The organism is Salininema proteolyticum (assembly GCF_042685645.1).
Taxonomy (GTDB): domain Bacteria; phylum Actinomycetota; class Actinomycetes; order Mycobacteriales; family Micromonosporaceae; genus Salininema; species Salininema proteolyticum.
Genome location: NZ_JBHUNX010000001.1, coordinates 660,051 through 678,582 on the forward strand (window position 1 = coordinate 660,051; position 18,532 = coordinate 678,582).

General features: G+C 68.9%; 16 protein-coding genes and 1 pseudogene. 5 read left to right on the forward strand and 12 right to left on the reverse strand.

Annotation, left to right across the window (positions count from 1 at the left end):
* Positions 1-6: 6 nt before the first annotated feature.
* The 4 genes from ACFTE1_RS03105 to ACFTE1_RS03120 all read right to left on the reverse strand — a co-directional run bounded on the left by ACFTE1_RS03105 (position 7) and on the right by ACFTE1_RS03120 (position 2,336).
* Entirely contained in the window at positions 7-873 is an 867-nt protein-coding gene (locus ACFTE1_RS03105; RefSeq protein ID WP_380617530.1) for an AraC family transcriptional regulator, read from the reverse strand.
* Between the two features lie 136 nt (positions 874-1,009).
* Positions 1,010-1,474, reverse strand: coding sequence for an SRPBCC domain-containing protein (locus tag ACFTE1_RS03110; protein ID WP_380617529.1), 465 nt, complete (start codon positions 1,472-1,474; stop codon positions 1,010-1,012).
* Positions 1,471-1,809: an ArsR/SmtB family transcription factor gene (locus ACFTE1_RS03115; protein WP_380617528.1), complete on the reverse strand. Its 339-nt coding sequence runs from the start codon at positions 1,807-1,809 to the stop codon at positions 1,471-1,473. Before ACFTE1_RS03115 ends, ACFTE1_RS03110 begins: the two co-directional genes overlap by 4 nt.
* A 173-nt stretch (positions 1,810-1,982) precedes the next feature.
* Complete coding sequence (locus tag ACFTE1_RS03120; protein WP_380617527.1) at positions 1,983-2,336, reverse strand: DUF1801 domain-containing protein; 354 nt, start codon at positions 2,334-2,336, stop codon at positions 1,983-1,985.
* Between the two features lie 523 nt (positions 2,337-2,859).
* Between ACFTE1_RS03120 and ACFTE1_RS03125 the strand changes: the two genes are divergently transcribed.
* The 3 genes from ACFTE1_RS03125 (at position 2,860) to ACFTE1_RS03135 (ending at position 5,767) form a co-directional block, all read left to right on the forward strand.
* Positions 2,860-3,198 (forward strand): ArsR/SmtB family transcription factor, encoded by a 339-nt coding sequence (locus ACFTE1_RS03125; protein WP_380617526.1) that lies wholly within the window; start codon positions 2,860-2,862, stop codon positions 3,196-3,198.
* On the forward strand, positions 3,195-4,379 hold the full coding sequence (locus ACFTE1_RS03130; protein ID WP_380617525.1) for an MFS transporter: 1,185 nt from the start codon (positions 3,195-3,197) through the stop codon (positions 4,377-4,379). The genes ACFTE1_RS03125 and ACFTE1_RS03130 overlap by 4 nt, the downstream gene beginning before the upstream one ends.
* A 512-nt stretch (positions 4,380-4,891) precedes the next feature.
* Positions 4,892-5,767, forward strand: a complete 876-nt coding sequence (locus tag ACFTE1_RS03135) for a hypothetical protein (RefSeq protein ID WP_380617524.1) — start codon at positions 4,892-4,894, stop codon at positions 5,765-5,767.
* A 166-nt stretch (positions 5,768-5,933) separates the two neighbouring features.
* On the opposite strand, the gene ACFTE1_RS03140 is transcribed toward ACFTE1_RS03135, so the two are convergent.
* From ACFTE1_RS03140 to ACFTE1_RS03150, 3 genes are all read right to left on the reverse strand, one after another.
* The gene (locus tag ACFTE1_RS03140; protein WP_380617523.1) at positions 5,934-6,491 is read right to left on the reverse strand and encodes a dihydrofolate reductase family protein; all 558 of its coding nucleotides are present in this window, start codon (positions 6,489-6,491) and stop codon (positions 5,934-5,936) included.
* 154 nt (positions 6,492-6,645) lie between these two features.
* Positions 6,646-7,719, reverse strand: a complete 1,074-nt coding sequence (ychF, locus tag ACFTE1_RS03145; RefSeq protein ID WP_380617522.1) for a redox-regulated ATPase YchF — start codon at positions 7,717-7,719, stop codon at positions 6,646-6,648.
* A gap of 102 nt (positions 7,720-7,821) precedes the next feature.
* On the reverse strand, positions 7,822-9,483 hold the full coding sequence (locus tag ACFTE1_RS03150) for a M14 family zinc carboxypeptidase (protein ID WP_380617521.1): 1,662 nt from the start codon (positions 9,481-9,483) through the stop codon (positions 7,822-7,824).
* A 258-nt stretch (positions 9,484-9,741) separates the two neighbouring features.
* Between ACFTE1_RS03150 and ACFTE1_RS03155 the strand changes: the two genes are divergently transcribed.
* Positions 9,742-10,836, forward strand: a complete 1,095-nt coding sequence (locus tag ACFTE1_RS03155; protein ID WP_380617520.1) for a hypothetical protein — start codon at positions 9,742-9,744, stop codon at positions 10,834-10,836.
* On the opposite strand, the gene ACFTE1_RS03160 is transcribed toward ACFTE1_RS03155, so the two are convergent.
* The 5 genes and pseudogenes from ACFTE1_RS03160 to ACFTE1_RS03180 all read right to left on the reverse strand — a co-directional run bounded on the left by ACFTE1_RS03160 (position 10,833) and on the right by ACFTE1_RS03180 (position 17,416).
* Positions 10,833-12,308 (reverse strand): hypothetical protein, encoded by a 1,476-nt coding sequence (locus ACFTE1_RS03160; protein ID WP_380617519.1) that lies wholly within the window; start codon positions 12,306-12,308, stop codon positions 10,833-10,835. The genes ACFTE1_RS03155 and ACFTE1_RS03160 overlap by 4 nt on opposite strands.
* Before the next feature lie 102 nt (positions 12,309-12,410).
* Entirely contained in the window at positions 12,411-13,823 is a 1,413-nt protein-coding gene (locus ACFTE1_RS03165) for a vWA domain-containing protein (protein WP_380617518.1), read from the reverse strand.
* 132 nt (positions 13,824-13,955) lie between these two features.
* Positions 13,956-14,699: pseudogene (locus ACFTE1_RS03170) on the reverse strand (succinate dehydrogenase/fumarate reductase iron-sulfur subunit); the annotation flags it as partial.
* On the reverse strand, positions 14,699-16,588 hold the full coding sequence (locus ACFTE1_RS03175; protein WP_380617517.1) for a fumarate reductase/succinate dehydrogenase flavoprotein subunit: 1,890 nt from the start codon (positions 16,586-16,588) through the stop codon (positions 14,699-14,701). The pseudogene ACFTE1_RS03170 and the gene ACFTE1_RS03175, both read right to left, overlap by 1 nt.
* A 9-nt stretch (positions 16,589-16,597) precedes the next feature.
* Positions 16,598-17,416 (reverse strand): hypothetical protein, encoded by an 819-nt coding sequence (locus tag ACFTE1_RS03180; protein WP_380617516.1) that lies wholly within the window; start codon positions 17,414-17,416, stop codon positions 16,598-16,600.
* Between the two features lie 158 nt (positions 17,417-17,574).
* Here ACFTE1_RS03180 and mshB point away from each other — a divergent pair, with 158 nt between their 5' ends.
* On the forward strand, positions 17,575-18,501 hold the full coding sequence (gene mshB / locus ACFTE1_RS03185) for an N-acetyl-1-D-myo-inositol-2-amino-2-deoxy-alpha-D-glucopyranoside deacetylase (protein WP_380617515.1): 927 nt from the start codon (positions 17,575-17,577) through the stop codon (positions 18,499-18,501).
* The last annotated feature ends 31 nt before the right edge of the window (positions 18,502-18,532 follow it).

An 18,532-nucleotide genomic window follows, 5' to 3' on the forward strand; every position in this document is an offset into this window, starting at 1 on the left:
CGAATATCAGCCGCGTTCGACGGGCAGCCACAGCTCGCAGGTCGCCGTGCTGAAGTCGTCGGCCCGGTCGATCACCGCCACAATGGACGGGCCGGGACGCAGTCGCCACGGGTTGGAGGGGAACCACTCGGTCGCGGTCGCCGCCCACGCGTCCTGGAGGGCCTTCGGATGCTCGCCCGAGGTGCGGAACACCGCCCACATTCCCTCCGGCGCCTCGATCTCGTTGAGACCATCCGGGACGGGCGTCCCCGCGTCGACGGCCACACCGTGCAGATAGGTCAGCTCGCTCCCTTCCGCGTAGTCAGGATCAACATCCGCGCTCACCTGCAGGAGGCCCGCCGGCTCGGTGTTCCCCAACCGCTTGAGGCGTTCGTGCTCGGTCGCGGGAAGCGACTCGATATGGGCCTTGATGTGCGGATTCACGCCCTCGTACCTCAGAGGCACGCGAGCCGCGTGTCCGATGAGGCGGAAACCGGGCTGTTCGATGATTCGGGCGTCCATGGGGATGCTCCCTTCGACGGTCAGGCGGAACCTGAGTTGCGTTTGGCTGCGAAGGGGGCCGCCGTTGCGGCGTAGGTCGCCGGGTCCGGCTCCGTGCACGGTGCGGAACGCTCGGCCGAAGGCCTCGGTCGATCCGTACCCGTACCGGACGGCAATCGACAGCAGATCTTCCCCGCCGATCACGTCGGCCGCGGCGACAGTCATGCGCCGCCGCCGGACGTACTCGGACACCGGCATTCCCGCCAGGGACGAGAACATGCGGCGCACGTGGTACTCGGTCGTCCCCGCCCGGGCGGCGAGCGCCTCGAGGTCGAGCTCGCCGCCGAGGCGTTCCTCGACGGCGTCGACCAGGCTGTTGAGTATCTCGATCACTGTCGCTCCCTTCACGGTCAAGTCTCGGCCGTCGGGGACCCGTACCGCCCGACATCTCCGGTTCGATGCGATCGGCTCCGCACAATGCCGAGCGGACCGCGACGATGCGAATCGGCTAGCTGTCCTCGGTGCCTTCTCACGCCTCCGTGAGCGCGGCCAGCTGTGCGGTGACGAGTCCCCATCCGTCGACCAGCCCGAGCTCCTCGTGCCGGGCGCGGGCCTCGGGGTCACCGTGGCGGGCCACGATGCGGTAGAGGATTCCGTCGTCGTGGTCGGCGAGTGTCACCTCCCCCGTCACCGGGACGGGCAAGGGATTCGCGGGGCGCAGGGTGCTGTCCACGGCGTTGGTGAACACCAGGCGCCGCGCTTCCTCCACGACGAGGAACGCCGCGTCCATGTGCGGCGTGAACGCGGAACCGTCCTCGCTCATGGCGGTGACGAAACCGCCGCCGGCGTGCGGCGCGAACTCGTCGACCCGGCAGGTGTAGGGCTCCGGTATCCACCACTGCGCGAATAGTTCGGGCGTGGTCCACGCCTTCCACACGGTGGCGCGGGGCGCGCGGATGACGCGCTCGATCACGAGGTCGAGGTCGGAATTCATGACTCCTCCTTGTCGAGGCGGGTGACGAGGTCTTCGAGGCGGTCGGTGCGTTCCTCCCACTCGCGCCGCTGCGCGCCGAGCCAGTCGTCGATGACCGACAACCGCTCGCTCTGAAGCGTGCACATGCGCACCCGGCCCGCCTTCGAGGTGCGAATGATGCCGCTGCGCTCCAGCGCACGCACATGTTTCATGAACGATGGCAGTGCCATGGGGGAGTCGGCGGCGAGTTCGCCCACGCTGGCGTCCCCGCGTCCCAGGCGACGAACCACTTCGCGCCTGGTGGGATCCGCCAGGGCGGCGAACACGTCGTCGAGCACTCCCGAATAGTTATCCATAAGGCTAACTATACACGCGGAAGGCGACCGCGCAAAGGCGAACGGGCTGGGAGAAGGGCCGCGGATGAGTCCGCGGCCCTCGATGAGCGGGAAACGGGGCGCGGTCGCACCCGCCCCCGATGGATTCCTGGATCCGTCGTTCCCGACGGGTCGGATTCAGTTCGAGCGCGCGGCTACTCGATGGCGGAGCGGACGATCTCGGCGACGCGCTGCTCGGTGACGTCGTCCAGCTCCTCGAAGTACCAGGCCGACGGGATCAGCAGCCCGTCCTTGCCCCCGGCGGGCTTGAGAGTCGCCTTCTCGCTCACGCCGAGGCTCATCAGCTCGTCGTTCCGGAAGAAGACGAGGATGGGGCTGCTCGCGGACAGGGCGTAACCGGGCATTCCGTACCAGATGCGCGGCTTGAGCTCGGGCGCGGCGGCGATGATCACGTCGTGCATCCGCCGCATGACGGTCCGCTCCGGCTCGTCCATCCCGTCGATCTTGTCGAGGACCTTCTGGAGGTTCTTCTCGTCCTTGGTGGCCATTGGTCATGTCCTTTCGTCGGCCGGTGTCGATGCACCGGCACGGTGAATTAAGGCGCGCCGGTAGGCGCAACACCCCATTCGGACATGTCCTGGTCGTTTCAGGCCTCTCCGCAATGATTCAGGTGGTCGTTCACCTGGAAGCGCTGTGCGCGGCGAGTCTCCCCGCCACTTCGACCAAGTTAACACGCGCGTCCGACACCGGACCTGAACTCGACCATGTCACCCGCCACCCGCGAAATTCCGAAGTTCGCAACGGGCCACGGCCGGGCGTGTACCCAAGTGAACGAAGCCTGTCGGCTGAGCGAAAGCACACGCGCACGCTCATGCTCGTGAGCAATGAGCGCCGGCAGCGCTGTCAGGCCCAGGCGCACGAACCCGGCGTGCTGGATTCGCGACGTACGAGACGCCGCTGGTCTCACCTAGAGTCGCCAACCTCACCCCTCCCGGGCACTTGCCGACTTGATCGTGCGGGAATTTTCGAACTATCATCGTTCGGGAATATTCGAACGATAGGAGCCGCCCAATGACGCCACGGATCTACGTCCACCCGGAGACCGAGGAAATCGCGATTCAACGCGTCCTCTTCGCCCTCAGCGAGCCGTTGCGACTGGACATGGTGCGGATACTCGCCGAGCAGGGCGAGACCGACAGCATCGACCTCGGCCCGGACCTGCCGCGTTCCACCCTGACCCACCACACGAGGCTGCTTCGCGAGTCCGGCGTGGTCTTCGTGCGCGCCGAAGGCCGCAAGTGCATGATCAGGCTCCGCGACGAGGACCTCGAAGAGCGATTCCCAGGCCTGCTCCACACGGTGCTCGCCGGCTACGAGAGCGCCGACGACCGCGGGGAGGACGACGAATGATCGGCAAGGTGTGGCCTCTCTCCGTCGCTGCGGTCGCGCTCGGCATCGACGCCTACGTCCTGGCCGGCGTGCTTCCGTCCATCGCCGACTCCCTGGCGACCACGGTGGCGATGATCGGCCTCGGCGTCACGGCGTTCACCGCCGCCTACGCGGTCGCCGGACCGCTGCTGTCCGGACGGCTCACCCGCGGCAGCACCGCACGCGCACTGCTGATCGCACTCGGGGTGTTCAACCTCGGCAACCTCATCACCGCCCTCGCGCCGGGCATCGAGGTCTTCCTGGCGTCCCGGGTCGTCGCGGGGGCCGGTGCGGGCATCCTCACGGCGGTCGCGACCACCACGGCCGCCGCGATGGTCTCCGACCACGAGCGGGGCCGCGCCATGTCCCTGGTGACCTTCGGGCTCTCCACCGGCACGGTCGCGGGCGTGCCCGTCGGGATGCTCGTCGGCCAGAGCGCCGGATGGCGCTGGACCATGGCCCTGGTCGTGCTCATAGGCGTGGTCAGCATGGCAGTCCTGGCCTCCCGCGCGAAGACGCTCCCGCGGCTCGACGCGATGTCAGGCGGGTCCGCCTTCACGGTGCTCCGATCGAGCCGGACCAGCGTCGGTGTCGTGGCGGTCTTCCTGCTCGGGGGCGCGAGCCTGGGCCTCTACACCTACCTGCTGCCCATGGCCGAGGACCGCGGACTCGGCGCTTGGGGCTTCGCCCTGGTCTGGGCGTGGGGTATCGGCGGCGTCACCGGCTCCGCGCTGATCGGCAAGCCTCTCGACCGCTACGGCCCCAAGCCGCCGCTGATAGCCCTGCCCGTGCTGATGGGGCTGAGCTTCGCCGCGGTGTGGCTTTCCTCTTCGCCGATCACGTGGCTGATCGCCGCGGCGGTCTGGGGCGCGGTCGGCTGGGCCAGCGTGCCGACACTGCAGCAGGCGCTCACCGCGGACCGGCCCGCGCAGGCGATGCCGATCATCGCGTTCCAGATGGCCGCCATGTACCTCGGCTCCGCCGTCGGTGCGGCCCTCGGCGGAGCGCTGCTCACCGCGGGCACCGGCCCTGCCGACCTCGCGGCCTGGGCGCTCGTCCCCGCCGCGCTCGGGCTGTTGCTCACCACGTGGATCGCGGCCAGGGCGGCCGCGCGCAGGAAACCGGAACCGGCGACGGCTCTGGCGTGCGACCCCGTCGGATGACGTAGTTCGACCGGCGTTGCCGAACCCATGGAGCACCCCGCCGGGAAGACGGGGTGCTCCTGAACTCAGCGGTGCCCGGCGCCCGCTGGGCGCCGCGATTGCTCCGTCGGACCGTCACGGCCACAGGCGCGCAGTCGACCCGGAGGAGGTCCGGTCCGCCGAGTCCGCGGGCGAGGTCGGTATAGAATGGACCGGCTGCGCGGGCCGCGAGCATCGAATCCGGGTGCGGGGGCCTCGCGTTGCGCGAAGAGGTCGTCGTCCGGACCGCGCTCCGGACGGATGCCGACCTCGACGAGATCGCGGAGACGGTTGAAGAAGGGCGACGTCGGTTCAAGGCCTTCCGCTACGCTGACGGACCGTCCTGACAGGACCCGGCACGCAGTCCTTTCGCGATCAACTGAAGACACCCCGAAGGAAACCGAGATGTCAGACGCCCCCTTCGCCCCGCCGATGCACGCGGTCGTGCGCGGCATCGACGAGGAGATCCGGACCGAGCCGAGGCGGGCCTTCGCATGATCCCTGAGAGTGGCCCCGAGAACGATCCCGAGAACGCGGGCCACGCCGCTCTGCTGGACGTCGTCAGCCTGCTCGCGGAGATGCCCTGGCCGCAGCCGGAGGAGACGGACGAGACCGAACAGGAGTGGGAGCTCGGGGAGTTCTCGGGAAGCACCGCGTGGGGCATCATGCGGCTCGTCCCCCTGGCCGGCTGGTCGCCTCCTCGGCCCGAGGACGAGCCCGACCCGCTGGTCGAGGCGATGAGTCGGCGATGGGGCGCGGAGAACCACCTCGATCTCGGGGCACTGCCCGACTACGACCCCGACGCCGAGACGCTCGACGTGCGATCGCTCCTCAAGACGCTCGTGCAGTACGCGGGCGGCGACCGGGCCCTCTGGTGGCAGGCGACCCGGCGCCGCATCGTCGTCGCGGCCTTCGACCGGCAGGAGGAGGGCCTCCACCTGCGCCACCGGGAGGAACGGATCGTCGGCGTCATCGTCGCGCCGACCGAGATCCTCGACCCGCCCGCTGATACCGACCCGAGCCCCGGGACTGGGCGCCGCTATCTCTGCCTCGCGTCGAACCGGCTCTTCTGGAAGGCTGGAGACCCGTTCGTCTACCCGTGGTTCGTCGACGTCAGCGTCGAGCCCGCACCGGCGAAGGTGGCCGTCGCCGAAGGCGTCGCGCAAGGTTCGATGGGTGCCGTGATCAGCGTCGCCGAGGCGCTCGGCGAGAAGTGGGCCGACCACTTCGAGAAGGCGGAGGCGGGCTGGCTGCGCCCCTATCTCCGGCGAATCCTCGACGGTGAGAGGGTGACCGAGGCCGAGCTGATCGCACACTTCGCGAGCCTGCACGGCCGCGAACCGGACTTCGCCTTCTCCCCGTACGAATGACCGGAGGCTGTCGTCGGTCGGGGAACGCGGCATGCGCATCGGCGTCAGCGCCCGATCACGACCCTGCCGTGCGAGCGCCCTCTGACGTCGAACCGGAACTTGACCGGGCTCCGACACGCAGAGCCGTCTGCGCGGTCGAGCTCATGTCCGGCCGTAGCGCACGACCTCACTCAGCCCGTCGATAGCGCATGACGACCGCGCCATTGCGGAGCGGTTCCGCCGACGTCAGATCGAGACGCCGCTTGCTGGGCAATCCGTCCTGGTACAGGGTGGGGCCGTGCCCCGCGATCACGGGATGGACGAGGAACTCGTACTCGTCGATCAGCCCCAGCCGGTCCAGTGCCGTCGCGAGTTTGCCGCTGCCGACGAGCACTCCGCGGGGAGTCGAATCCTTGAGGTCCTGCACCGCCGAACGCAGGTCGCCTACGACGTGGTGACTGTTCGTCCACGGGAAGTCGGTCCGTGTCGACGACACGACGTACTTCGGTTTGGCCTCCAGCTTGCGCGCCCACTCGAGCATCGCCGGCGGCGCCTCGACGTCGCCGCGAGCGACCGCCGGCCAGTAGCTCTCCATCATTTCGTAGGTGGTGCGGCCCCAGAGCATCGCGCCGTAGTCGTCCATCAGTCGAGTGAAGTGGGCATGCGTCTCGTCGTCGGCGATGCCCGCTTCATGGTCGACGCAGCCGTCCAGGGTGACGTTGATGCTGAACGTGAGAAGCCCCATACGATTCCCTCCGACGGATCCTGCGTCCGAATGTAGCAGATCACCATGCGCCGTCGACACCATATTCGGCCGATAGCAGCGAAAACGCCCGCCATTCGCCGGAGGGGAGCGTGAGCTCAAGGCACGCCGCACCAGCGGGCCCGAGCGCGATGGACTACACGTTGAACCGGAACTCGACCACGTCGCCGTCCTTCATGACGTAGTCCTTGCCCTCCATGCGGACCTTGCCGCCGGCCTTGGCCTCCTGCATGGAGCCCGCCGCGACCAGGTCGTCAAAGTTCACGATCTCGGCCTTGATGAACCCGCGCTCGAAGTCGGTGTGGATCTCGCCGGCGGCCTCCGGCGCGGTGGCGCCCTGGCGGATCGTCCACGCGCGCGCCTCCTTCGGCCCGGCCGTCAGGTAGGTCTGCAGACCCAGAGTCGAGAAGCCCACCGAGGCGAGGCGGTCCAGGCCCGGCTCGGTCTGACCGGTCGACTCCAGCAGCTCGCGGGCCTCCTCGTCGTCCAGGTCGATCAGCTCGGCCTCGAACTTCGCGTCCAGGAACACCGCCTCGGCCGGGGCCACCGAGGCGCTCAGCTTCTTCTTGAGCTCCTCGTCGGCGACCTGGCCCTCGTCGACGTTGAAGACGTAGATGAACGGCTTCGTCGTCAGCAGGTGCAGGTCGTCCAGGTGCTCGGACTCGTACCCGGCCGCGAAGAGCGTCTTCCCGCTCTCCAGGATCTCCTGAGCCTCCTTGATGGCGGCCGCCTTCGGCGCCACGTCCTTCTTGATCCGCGCCTCCTTCTCGAGGCGGGGCAGCACGTTCTCGATCGTCTGGACGTCGGCCAGGATCAGCTCGGTGTTGATGGTGTCGATGTCGCCCTCGGGGGAGACCTCGCCGTCGACGTGGGTCACGTTCCCGTCCTCGAAGACGCGGACGACCTGGGCGATGGCGTTCGACTCGCGGATGTTGGAGAGGAACTGGTTGCCCTTGCCCGCGCCCTCCGACGCGCCCCGGACGAGGCCGGCGATGTCGACGAAGGTCACCGTGGCCGGCATGATCTTCTCCGAGGAGTAGATCTCGCCGAGCGCCTTCAACCGTTCGTCCGGCACGGCCACCACCCCGACGTTCGGCTCGATGGTGGCGAACGGATAGTTCGCGGCCAGGATATCCGCCCTGGTCAGGGCGTTGAACAGCGTGCTTTTTCCGACGTTGGGCAGTCCCACGATTCCAAGAGTCAACTTCACCCGGCAATTTTATCCCGACCGGTCCCGCGGCCGGGAAGGGCGAGGCCGAGCCCACACAGGTGGACCACGGCCCCGCCCCGGTCGCGGAGACCTCGAACGCGGCTACGGGGTGCTGTAGCCGACCGAGTAGTCGCCGCTCCCGGAATAGGAGTAAGCGCGGATACGGTAGGTCCCGGCCGTCCCGGAGTACTCGATGTCCTCGTCCGAGGTGACCGAGATGCTCCGGTCCACCGTCGTCCACGAGCTGCCGCTCCACTTCTCCAGGTAGAGGTCGAAGTCCGTGCCCTCCGGCCCGCGCAGGCAGACCTGGTGGGTGCCGGACCCGGCCTCGTAACCGGAGCTGGACGGGTGCCTGACGCTCGAACCGCGGCCGGAGAGGTTCCCCGACTCGGTCACGTCGCGGTTCTCGCACTCGGTCGGCTCCGGCTCGCCGGAACCGCCGCCGTAGGGGGCGTCGGCCGACTGCGCGGCGACCATGAGCGCGTCCCGGTTCGCCGGCCAGAACGTCGAGTCGACGCACGAGTACGACGGGAAGAACCCGCCGCACGAGCCCCAGCCCGACCCGATCTCGTAGGTGTAGGAGGCGATGCCCAGCTCCCCGTACGTGTAGTCGTCGGTCGTCCCGCTGGCGGTGTAGCCGACCGTCTCGGCCGGGTTGCCGACCTGGTAGCCGTTGTGCTGCGCCTGGGCGTTGGCCAGGCTGCGCAGGTCGGAGTCGTTCGGCGGACGCGCCGTCGAGTAGCCCCACGGCACGATCAGGTAGTTGCCGTAGGCGTGCAGCGAGATCATGACGTCCCGGGTGTCGTCCGGCGCCGGGTCGTTGTCGCCCGGACCGCGCTGGTCGGGGTGGATCTTCCCGAAGAAGTCCTGCAGAGCCTGGATCTCGGGCTCCGAGGCGGGCGAGGAGCCGCGGTAGGTCTCGGCGCACGGGTTGGACGAGGCGTCGCCCCACTTGTAGCTGTGGTTGCGGTTGAGGTCCACGCCCACGCCCGTCCCGCTGCAGCCGGTCGAGTCGTTGGCGTTCTTCCGGTGCAGGACGGGGTTGTTCCCGCCCGCCGCGACGCGGTCCACGCCGTCGGGGTTCGCCTGGGGCACCACCCACATCTCGGTGGTGTCCATCAGCTCGGTCACCTCCGGGTCGGAGCCGTAGTTCTGCGTCAGGTAGTCGATCCAGCGCCACGTGATCTCCCCGGTGGCCAGTTCGCGCGAGTGGATCTGGCTGACGAGGGTGAAGCGGGGCTTGGAGGAGTCGGGCGAGAGTTGGCAGTCCCCGGCCTCCTTGGCCGTCAGGCAGATCGCCTGGATGTCGTGGCCGCCCCGGCCCTGCGTCTTGAGCCACGAGTCGCCGATGTCGTAGACCTCGGTGAGGTCCGGATACTGCGAGGCCACGTCGTCGACGTGTTCGAAGTGCAGGTCGGAGGTCTTGTAACCGCCGTAGAACGTGCCTTGGGCGTCCACGTCGGAGGCGGCGGGGTCGATGGGCTTGTAGACGGTGTCGTGGAACTCGGGGTCCATCCCGCGCTCGCGGAGCTCGTCGGCGACGTCCTGGTCGCCGATGACGTCGGCGGTGCCGTCGTGGAACTCGGCGACGTCGAAGCCGTCGTCGTAGAGGTCGAGGACCTCGTCGGGCGTGAGCCCGGAGACCTCCCAGACGACGGGTTCTCCGTCGGGGACGTCCTGGGCGGACGCCGTTGCTGCTGCTAGTCCTGTTGTGACCAGGATGCAGGTTCCCGTCAGCGCGAGCGCTGATCGTATGGGTCGCATTGGAACCTCTCCTATGTTGCGTTGCGGAGGCGGGCTTGTCCCGCCTTTGATAATGATAAAGATCAATGTGATATCTATCAATGCAACGGGGGAGAGGGCAGGGTGGATTCGCGGTGGAGCGCCAGGTCAAAGGATCGGACGGCGACGGGTCGGGAACCCTACTCGGCAAGGACGGCAAGGGGAAACCCTTGATATTCACCGATGGCGATCGCCTGCTACGATGAGCCGCGCCCGCCACGACCTGGAAAGTGCCCCCTCATGTTCACCCTCATGCCCTCGCCCCTCCAGAAGGCCTGCATCTTCGTCACCATCCTGTTCAAGGGAGAGGAACCCGCCAACGACCTCATCCGCAGGCTCGGCGGCTACTACCCCTCCGACGCCGACCCCGGCTACGAGGCCGAGCCCCTGGACGGCTACGAGCCGCTCCTCGCCCTCGACACCGGAAGGGCCATGCCGCCCACCGAAAGGGCCGGCGCCATCGAGGAGGCCCTGAAGGCCGACGACTGGCGCGCCCTCGCCACCCTCCTCGACGCGACCTGGGGGAAGTGGGGCGACCGCGCCGAACTCGTCACCACCCTGGCCGATGCCACCGTGGACGACGACTCACCGCTGACGCGCTGGGAGGAGGCCGAACCGGACCACCCCGGGGCGAAACTGGTGCGCGCGTCCCGAACCACCCGCTACGCCTGGAAAGTGCGCTCGGGATACGTCGCCTCGGTCCTCACCGACGAGCAGATCGAGGGCTTCCGGGACTGGATCCTCCGCGCCGAGGAGCACGCCGAACTCGCCGTCGCCGCCGCGCCCGACGACCCGACCGCCTACAGCAGCCTCTTCCCCATCGCCATGGCCTGCGGCTACTCCCACGACCGCATGCGCGGCCTCTGGGACGAGTACACCGCCCGCGACCCCCACGGCTTCGCCGGCCACCAGGCCGCCCTCCAGTACTGGTGCCGCAAATGGCGGGGCTCGCACGAGGCCGCCCGCGAGTTCGCGGAGACGGCCGCCGCCGCGGCGCCGAAGGGCCGGCTGCTGAGCGCCCTGCCCCTCATCGCCTTCTTCGAAGAGCACGGGATCGCCGAGGAGGACAAGGCCTATCGGAAACCCGAGGTCCGAGAGATGACCGACCGCTGCCTGGAGGACTTCGCGGCCGTCGACGACCCCGAGTCCCCGGAGGCCTACCGGGTCCGCCACATCCTGGCGTACTTCCTCAGCAAGGCCGGCCGCCACGCCGAGGCCGTCGAGCACTTCAAGGCCGTGGACGGCTACATCGGCGCCTTCCCCTGGAACCGGCACCCCAACCCGAAGCGCGACTACGGGTGGTACCGCAAGACGTCGGTGAAGAAGGCCCGCTAGCCACTCTCCCGCAGGAGTTCGCGGTGCGCCTCGACCTTCGCCCACGGGGTCTCGACGTCGAGGCCCGCGTCCGGATCCAGGCCGATCAGGTCCAGCTCCCAGCGGATCTCGGCGGCCGACTCGGGCTTCAGGATGTCGAGGCGCTCGGGGAAGGACTCCAGCCCGGTGCCCCGCCCCTCGGCGTCGACCCACTCGAACTCGCGGTCCCAGTGGAGTTTCAAGCGAACGCTCTCCGACTGGAGCGCCGCCAGCCGCAGCACGCTCAGGAACCCGTCGACGGGCATGCCGGCGTTCTTGAGGTCCCGCGTCGCCACCGCGCCCCGGCCGGCGGCGATCTCGTCGAACCACCAGCCGAGGAGGCGCTCGCTCCGGCCGGAGACCACCCGCATCGCCTCCAGCGTCTTGCGGGCCCCGGGGCGGGCCTTGTCCCATAGGAAGATCGCGAACCACGTGTCCCAGTCGACCGGCCGGGTACCCGGGCGCAGACGGGAGCCTTCGAAGGCGGCGATGTGCTCGGGAAGGTTCCGCACCATCTCCGAGGCCGGTTCGAGCTCGTTCTCCGTGTGCTGGAACTGGGCGTCCACGGCGAGCGCGTCCAGGCGCGTCCCCACGGGAGGGAACGCCGTCCACGCGCTTCGCGCGGCATAGGCGGCCTCCTTGTCGACCTCCGCCGTGACGGCGTCGCGGCGCGCGGAGAGGTACTCGCCGAAACCGTAGACGAGCCCCTCAGGCCGGTAGAGCACCATGCGGTGGTCGTCGGGGACATACCGCCGCAAGAACTTCCGCCACGCGTCGGCCAGGACCGCCGATCCGGCCAGCGCCTCGCAGAGGGTGTCGGCCCCCGCGTCCCGGGAGGCTTCCACGTCGGCCTCCAGCACTGAGCCGAACGCCGACTCCCGCCGCCGGGCCATGGGGCCGCGGACGAAGCGAGCCAGCAGTCTCCCGGCGATGCCGCGCTTCGGCCCCTGCCCTTCGAGTACCAGCGACAGCGTGCGGTGGACGCGGTCGGCACGGCGCACCTTCGCGTCCCGGTCCTCGGACGACAGGAGCATATCGGCCGCCACGAGGGCCAGCAGCTGGTCGGCGCCCAAGTGGCGCAGCAGGATCGGATGGACCGCGAGCACCGGTCGGCCCCGCCGCAGCCCGAGCCACGAGGCGCGCTCCACGATCCGCGCCTCCGGCCTGTCCCACAGCACGACCGCCTCCGGCGCCCTGCTGCGGAAGTGCCGGGCGGCCAGAGAGGACAGGTGGCCCAGTTCGGCCGTGGAGGCGCCGTCGAGCGGATGTGCCGACGCGATCCGCAACGGCAGCGACAGCCGGACCGTCCTGCCCAGCAGGACCAGACACCACAGCAGCGCCGCCACGGCGAGGAAACCGCTCCCCGCCCCGACGGGCAGGGAGAGGCCGAAGGCCAACGGGCCGAACGCGAGAACGGTGACAGAGCCGTAGAAGAAGAACAGGGCGAGGGGCATGGCCAAGATCCTAACAGCGGCCGCCCCGCGCCCTCAGGAGACTGTTCGGGAGTGAGCAGACACCGGTCTACCGACCGAGCGGGCCGCCCAGCGCCCCGAAGGCTATTCGCCCCCGTCCTCTGCCAACCCGATCAGCTCTACCAGCTCCTCCGCCGTCGGGTCCGTCGCGCCGCCCACGACGTCCGCGCACGCCTCCCGAAGGACCGGCAGCGCGCCTTCCGGGGCCCGCAGCTCCTCGGCGAAGGCCGCGGCCATCAGCGCCACTCCAGCGTCCGGATCGGCGTCGTCGAACGCGACGACGTCCTCAGCGGACAGAGTCGCCTCGACCGTGGAGGGCTCGCGCGTCTCGGGATCCAGCCAGCGGACGTCCACCGTGGCCAGAGGCCCCTCCTCGCCGGTCAACTCGAGCGCGTAGAGCGCGGTCACCGTGTGCCCCGGGCCGATGGATCCCCCGGGCACCGAGTCGTCGTCGAACTCGTCGTCCTCCAGGGCGCGGTTCTCATAGCCGATCAGGCGGTACTCCGCCACCGTCGCGTCGTCGAACTCCACCTGCGCCTTGGCCTCTCTCGCCACCACGCCCAGCGACGTCGTGAAGCGCTCGCCGAATACCGTCTCGGCCTCCTCGGCCGTGGCGAAGTAGGAGGCCCAGCCGTTCCCCTGGTCCGCCAGCTGTTCCAGGGCGGTCTGGTCGTAGCCTCGGCCCACTCCTACTGTCAGGAGCGCGATGTTCGCCGAGAGGTGGTCGCCGAGGTCGTCGAGGATCGCCTCGTGCTCGGTCGGGCCGACGTTGGCCGCGCCGTCGGAGAGCAGCACGACGCGGTTGTACGCCCCCTCGTCAAAGCCCTCCGCGGCGATGTCGTATCCCGTGGTCAGCCCCGCGTGCATGTTCGTCGAGCCCGAGGCCTCCAGGTCGCCGATCGCCGCGCCGAGGTCCCCGCCGTCGCCGACGTCCCCCATCTGCCGTAGGACCGCGTCCTCGTCGTTGAAGGTGACGATGGCGACCGAGTCGGAGGGCCGCAGCGACTCCGCCAGCGTCTTCAGCGAGTCGCGGACGATGCCGATCTTCTCCCCGCTCATGGACCCCGAGACGTCGATGACGAAGGTCAGGTTCACATCGGGGCGCTCGCCCTCCTCGACGGGCGCGGTGTTCAGGGCGACGCGCATGAGGTGGTCCCCGCCCTCCCCGTACCAGTCGGGGGCCTCCATGCCGTCCACCGTCAGCGAGAAGACCCCGTCGTCGGGATCGGGGTAGTCGTAGTCGAAGTAGTTGACGAACTCCTCGGGCCGGATCTGGTCGCGGTCGACGCCCTGCCCCTCGCGGAGCCGGGCGCGGGCGTGCTCGTAGGAGGCCGTGTCGACGTCCAGGCCGAAGGTGGACACCGCGTCCTCGGCGGTGTCCACCGGTGTATGGGGCGCGTCCGCCTCGTTCATCGCTTCTTGGCCGCCGTCCGCGGTGCAGGAGCTCAGGATGGCGAGGGCGCCGGCGAGGCCGGCCGCCCTGGCGAGGGTCTTCATGATTCGTCCCTTTCGGGTCGCCGTGTCGGGGTTACCTCCATGAGACTCCTCGCCGGGCCGCCGGGATCCCTCCGTTGCCGAACCGTTGCCCGCGGGCGACGGAACGACATCGAATCGCGACTATTTCGTGTCGCGGCGGAAGATCTTGCGCCCCAGCCACACCAGCGGGTCGTAGCGGTCGCCCGCCACCCGCTCCTTCATGGGGATGATCGCGTTGTCGGTGATCTTGATGCCCTCCGGGCACACCTCCGTGCAGCACTTGGTGATATTGCAGTACCCAAGCCCCTGGTCGTCCTGTGCCTCCGCACCGCGGTCGTCCCTCGCGTCGAGCGGGTGCATATCCAGCTCGGCCGAGCGGATGAACAGGCGCGGGCCGGAGAACGCCTCCTTGTTGTCCTCGTGGTCGCGCACCACGTGGCACGTGTTCTGGCACAGGAAGCACTCGATGCACTTGCGGAACTCCTGCGAGCGCTCCACGTCCACCTGCTGCATCCGCGCCTCGCCCGGCGCGAGGCCGGACGGATGCTCGTACGAGGGCATGGCGCGCGCCTTCTCGTAGTTGAACGACACGTCGGTCACCAAGTCGCGCACCACCGGGAACGTCCGCAGCGGCGTGACGGTCACCGTCTCGTCGGGCTCGAACACCGACATGCGCGTCATGCACATCAGGCGCGGACGCCCGTTGACCTCCGCCGAACACGACCCGCACTTGCCCGCCTTGCAGTTCCAGCGCGCGGCCAGGTCGGGCGCCTGCTCGGCCTGGATGCGGTGCACCACGTCCAGGACGACCTCGCCCTCGCGGACCTCCACCTCGAAGGAGGCCAGATCGCCCCCCGAGTCGTCGCCCCGCCAGATCTTGAACTCCCTGGTGCCCATCACTCCTGCCCTTCCTCTCCGTCGCCGCCGTACTCCTCGGGCGTCATGTACTTCGCCAGCTCCTCCTCGTCGAACAGGCGCCGCAACTCCGCCGGAATCTCCGGGACCGGCTTGCGCTCCAGAGAGATCCCGTCCTCGCCGAGGCTCGCCACCAGATTGACCTTGCGCCACTCCGGATCCATGCCCGGCGCGTCGTCGCGGGTGTGCCCACCGCGCGACTCCTTGCGCATGAGCGCGGCCTTCGCCGTGGCCATGGAGCACAGCCACATGTTGCGCACGTCGAGCGCCAAGTGCCAGCCCGGGTTGTAGGCCCTGCCGCCCCCGATCGCGGCGTTCTCCACCGTCTCCCGGAGGTCCTCCAGCATCTTGACGGCCTCCACCAGCTCCGACTCGCGGCGGATGATGCCCACCAGCCTGCCGTTGACCTTCTGCAGCTCCGCCTGGACCTCGTAGGGATTGAGGCCGTCGTTCGCGAAGGGCCGCAGGGCGTTCTCCACCGCCTCGGCGATCTTCCCGTCGCTGACGCGCGCCTCGGAGGCGTTGGCGGCGAAATCGGCCGCGTGCTCTCCGGAACGCTTGCCGAAGACCAGCAGATCGGATAGCGAATTGCCGCCCAGGCGATTGGAACCGTGCATGCCGCCGGACACCTCGCCCGACGCGAAGAGCCCCGGCACGGACGACTGGGCGCTGTCGGCGTCGACCTCGACCCCGCCCATCACGTAGTGGCACGTCGGCCCCACCTCCATCGGCTCCGCCGTAATGTCCACATCCGCCAGCTCCTTGAACTGGTGATGCATCGACGGCAGCTTCCGGCGGATGAACTCCTCGCTGCGCCGCGACGCGATGTCCAGGTAGACGCCCCCGTTGGCGGTGCCGCGCCCCTCCTTGACCTCCGAGTTGATCGCTCGGGCGACCTCGTCGCGGGGGAGCAGCTCGGGAGGGCGCCGGTTATGGTCCGGATCCTCGTACCAGCGGTCGGCCTCCTCCTCGGTGGTGGCGTACTGCTCCTTGAAGACGTCCGGGACGTAGCGGAACATGAAGCGCTCGCCCTCGGAGTTCTTCAGGACGCCCCCGTCGCCGCGAACCGACTCGGTCACCAGGATGCCGCGGACGGAGGCAGGCCAGACCATGCCCGTCGGGTGGAACTGGATGAACTCCATGTTGATCACGTCGGCCCCGGCCCGGAGCGCCAGAGCGTGTCCGTCCCCCGTGTACTCCCAGGAGTTCGACGTGACCTTATAGGACCGTCCGATGCCGCCTGTGGCGAGCACGACGGCCGGGGCGTCGACGGCGAAGAAGCGCCCCGAGGCCCGGCGGTAGCCCACCGCGCCGGAGATCGCGCCTCCCTCCACGACCAGGTCGGTCACTGTCGTCTCGTCGAGGACGCGGATGGTCTGCTCGCTGCCCCGGCGCTCGTCGTCCTGCTGCAGGGCGACGATCTTCTGCTGCATGGTGCGGATGAGCTCCAGACCCGTCCGGTCTCCCACGTGCGCGAGGCGCGGGTACTCGTGGCCCCCGAAGTTGCGCTGGCTGATCCGGCCGTCCGGGGTGCGGTCGAACAGGGCGCCGTAGGTCTCCAGCTCCCAGATCCGCTCGGGCGCCTCCTTGGCGTGCAGCTCGGCCATCCGGTAGTTGTTGAGGAACTTGCCGCCGCGCATGGTGTCGCGGAAATGGACCTTCCAATCGTCGTTGGAGTTCACGTTCCCCATCGCCGCGGCCGCCCCGCCCTCGGCCATGACCGTGTGGGCCTTGCCGAAGAGGGACTTGGAGACGACCAGGACGTCGGCGCCCCGAAGGCGGGCCTCCACCGCCGCGCGCAGCCCCGCACCGCCGGCGCCGATGACCAGCACGTCGCAGTGGAGCCGGTCGATGTCGTATTTGCTGTCCACAGTTCCTCCTCAGCCTATGAAGCGCGGGTCGTCGAACCAGCCGGCGGCGACGGCCATGATGTAGAAGTCGGTGACCGCAAGGGACAAGAGCGTTATCCAGGCGAAGAACATGTGGCGTGCGTTGAGCTTCGACGTCATCGTCCACAGGCGGTAGCGGATCGGGTTGCGGGAGAAGTGGGTGAGCCTGCCGCCCATGATGTGGCGGCAGGAGTGGCAGCCCAGCGTGTAGCACCACAGCAGGGCCACGTTCGCCCACAGGACCAGATTGCCAAGCCCCAGGCCGAAACCCGTCGGCGACCGCATCGCCAAGACGGCGTCGACCGTGTTGATAAGGGAGATGGCGAAGGCCGCGTAGAAGAAGTAACGGTGCGAGTTCTGCCAGATCAGCGGGAAGCGGCTCTCCCCCTTGTAGGAGCGGTGGCCGTCCGGGACCGCGCACGCCGGCGGCGAGAGCCAGAACGAACGGTAGTAGGCGCGCCGGTAGTAGTAGCAGGTGAAGCGGAACAGCAGCAGGAACGGCAGGGACACCGCCGCGAAGGGCAGGAGCGGGCTGTCGGGCAGGAAACGGCCCATGAGGGCGGCCTCCGCGTCGCAGCCCTGCGAGACGCACGGCGAGTAGAACGGCGTCAGGTAGTGGTACTCGGGCACGAAATAGGCGCCCTGGTAGAAGACTCGTGCGGTCGCGTAGACGAGCCACGCGGTGATCCCCAGGACCGTCAGCAGCGGGGCGAGCCACCACCGGTCCTTCCGCAGCGTCTCCTCTCCCACCGCCGCTCGGGGCGGGGATGAGACCGCCGGTCGTTCTTCGGGCTCGGCCGATCTGGTCATAGTGATGCACTCCTATGTGCGATTTTCGACTCAATGCGCAGAATATCGCCGGACATATGATCTACGTCAATGGGGTTGCTCACAATAGCAGGATACGGCCCGACTTGCCTGGTAGCGTTGGTCCGTTCCGGAGTCGGCGTCTAGGTTAAGGTGGACGCATGTCCGAACAGGGAAGTCGTTCCACCTCGTCCGCCGAGAACCCGCCGGAGTCCGGCGGCGTCCTCTTCGTCCACGCGCATCCCGACGACGAGACCGTCGCGACCGGGGCGACCGTCGCGCACTACGCGTCCGACCCCTCCGTCCACGTCACCGTCGTCACCTGCACTCTCGGCGAAGAGGGCGAGGTGCGCGTCCCCGCGCTCGCCGGACTCGCGGCGCAGCAGGCCGACCAGCTCGGCGGCTGGCGTCTCAGCGAGTACCGGGACGCCATGCGCGAACTCGGCGTGACCGACTGGAACTTCCTCGGCGGGATCGGCCGGTGGCGCGACTCCGGCATGATGGGGGAGCGGACCAACGACCATCCGCACTGCTTCTGGCAGGCCGACATCGACTACGCCGCCGCCGACCTCGTGCGGATCGTGCGCGACCGCCGTCCGCGCGTCCTGGTCACCTACGACGCCAACGGCGACTACGGGCACCCCGACCACATTCAGGCGCACCGCGTCGCCATGCGGGCCGCCGACCTGGCCGCCGACCCCGACTGGCGGCCCGAACTCGGCGAAGCTCACGAGATCGCCAAGGTCTACTGGAAGGCCCTGCCCAAGAGCGTCATGCGCCTGGGATTCGACCGGCTCCACAACTCGACGGACAATCCCTTCGCCGCCGTCGACGACCCCGACGACATTCCCTTCGCCACTCCCGACGCGGAGATCAGCGCGCAGGTCCGCGCCTCCAAGGAGAGCGGGGACCGCAAGATCGCCGCCATGCACTGCTACAAGACCCAGATCGCCGACAACGACTGGCTCTGGGTGCTGACGGCGACGCTGGATGACGAGACGTGCACGACGGAGTACTACCGGCTTGCCAAGGGGAAGAAGGGTGAGGGTTCCGGCGAGCACGGCTGGGAATCCGGCCTGATGGGATAGCGAATCCCTCCGAACATTGATGGATACCGGA

Bases quoted from the DNA above. Each gene is read 5' to 3' on its own strand.
- ACFTE1_RS03110 (WP_380617529.1), bottom strand. From the start codon at position 1,474: ATGAATTCCGACCTCGACCTCGTGATCGAGCGCGTCATCCGCGCGCCC.
- ACFTE1_RS03115 (WP_380617528.1), bottom strand. From the start codon at position 1,809: ATGGATAACTATTCGGGAGTGCTCGACGACGTGTTCGCCGCCCTGGCG.
- ACFTE1_RS03120 (WP_380617527.1), bottom strand. From the start codon at position 2,336: ATGGCCACCAAGGACGAGAAGAACCTCCAGAAGGTCCTCGACAAGATC.
- ACFTE1_RS03125 (WP_380617526.1), top strand. From the start codon at position 2,860: ATGACGCCACGGATCTACGTCCACCCGGAGACCGAGGAAATCGCGATT.
- ACFTE1_RS03130 (WP_380617525.1), top strand. From the start codon at position 3,195: ATGATCGGCAAGGTGTGGCCTCTCTCCGTCGCTGCGGTCGCGCTCGGC.
- ACFTE1_RS03135 (WP_380617524.1), top strand. From the start codon at position 4,892: ATGATCCCTGAGAGTGGCCCCGAGAACGATCCCGAGAACGCGGGCCAC.
- ACFTE1_RS03140 (WP_380617523.1), bottom strand. From the start codon at position 6,491: ATGGGGCTTCTCACGTTCAGCATCAACGTCACCCTGGACGGCTGCGTC.
- ACFTE1_RS03150 (WP_380617521.1), bottom strand. From the start codon at position 9,483: ATGCGACCCATACGATCAGCGCTCGCGCTGACGGGAACCTGCATCCTG.
- ACFTE1_RS03155 (WP_380617520.1), top strand. From the start codon at position 9,742: ATGTTCACCCTCATGCCCTCGCCCCTCCAGAAGGCCTGCATCTTCGTC.
- ACFTE1_RS03160 (WP_380617519.1), bottom strand. From the start codon at position 12,308: ATGCCCCTCGCCCTGTTCTTCTTCTACGGCTCTGTCACCGTTCTCGCG.
- ACFTE1_RS03165 (WP_380617518.1), bottom strand. From the start codon at position 13,823: ATGAAGACCCTCGCCAGGGCGGCCGGCCTCGCCGGCGCCCTCGCCATC.
- ACFTE1_RS03180 (WP_380617516.1), bottom strand. From the start codon at position 17,416: ATGACCAGATCGGCCGAGCCCGAAGAACGACCGGCGGTCTCATCCCCG.
- mshB (WP_380617515.1), top strand. From the start codon at position 17,575: ATGTCCGAACAGGGAAGTCGTTCCACCTCGTCCGCCGAGAACCCGCCG.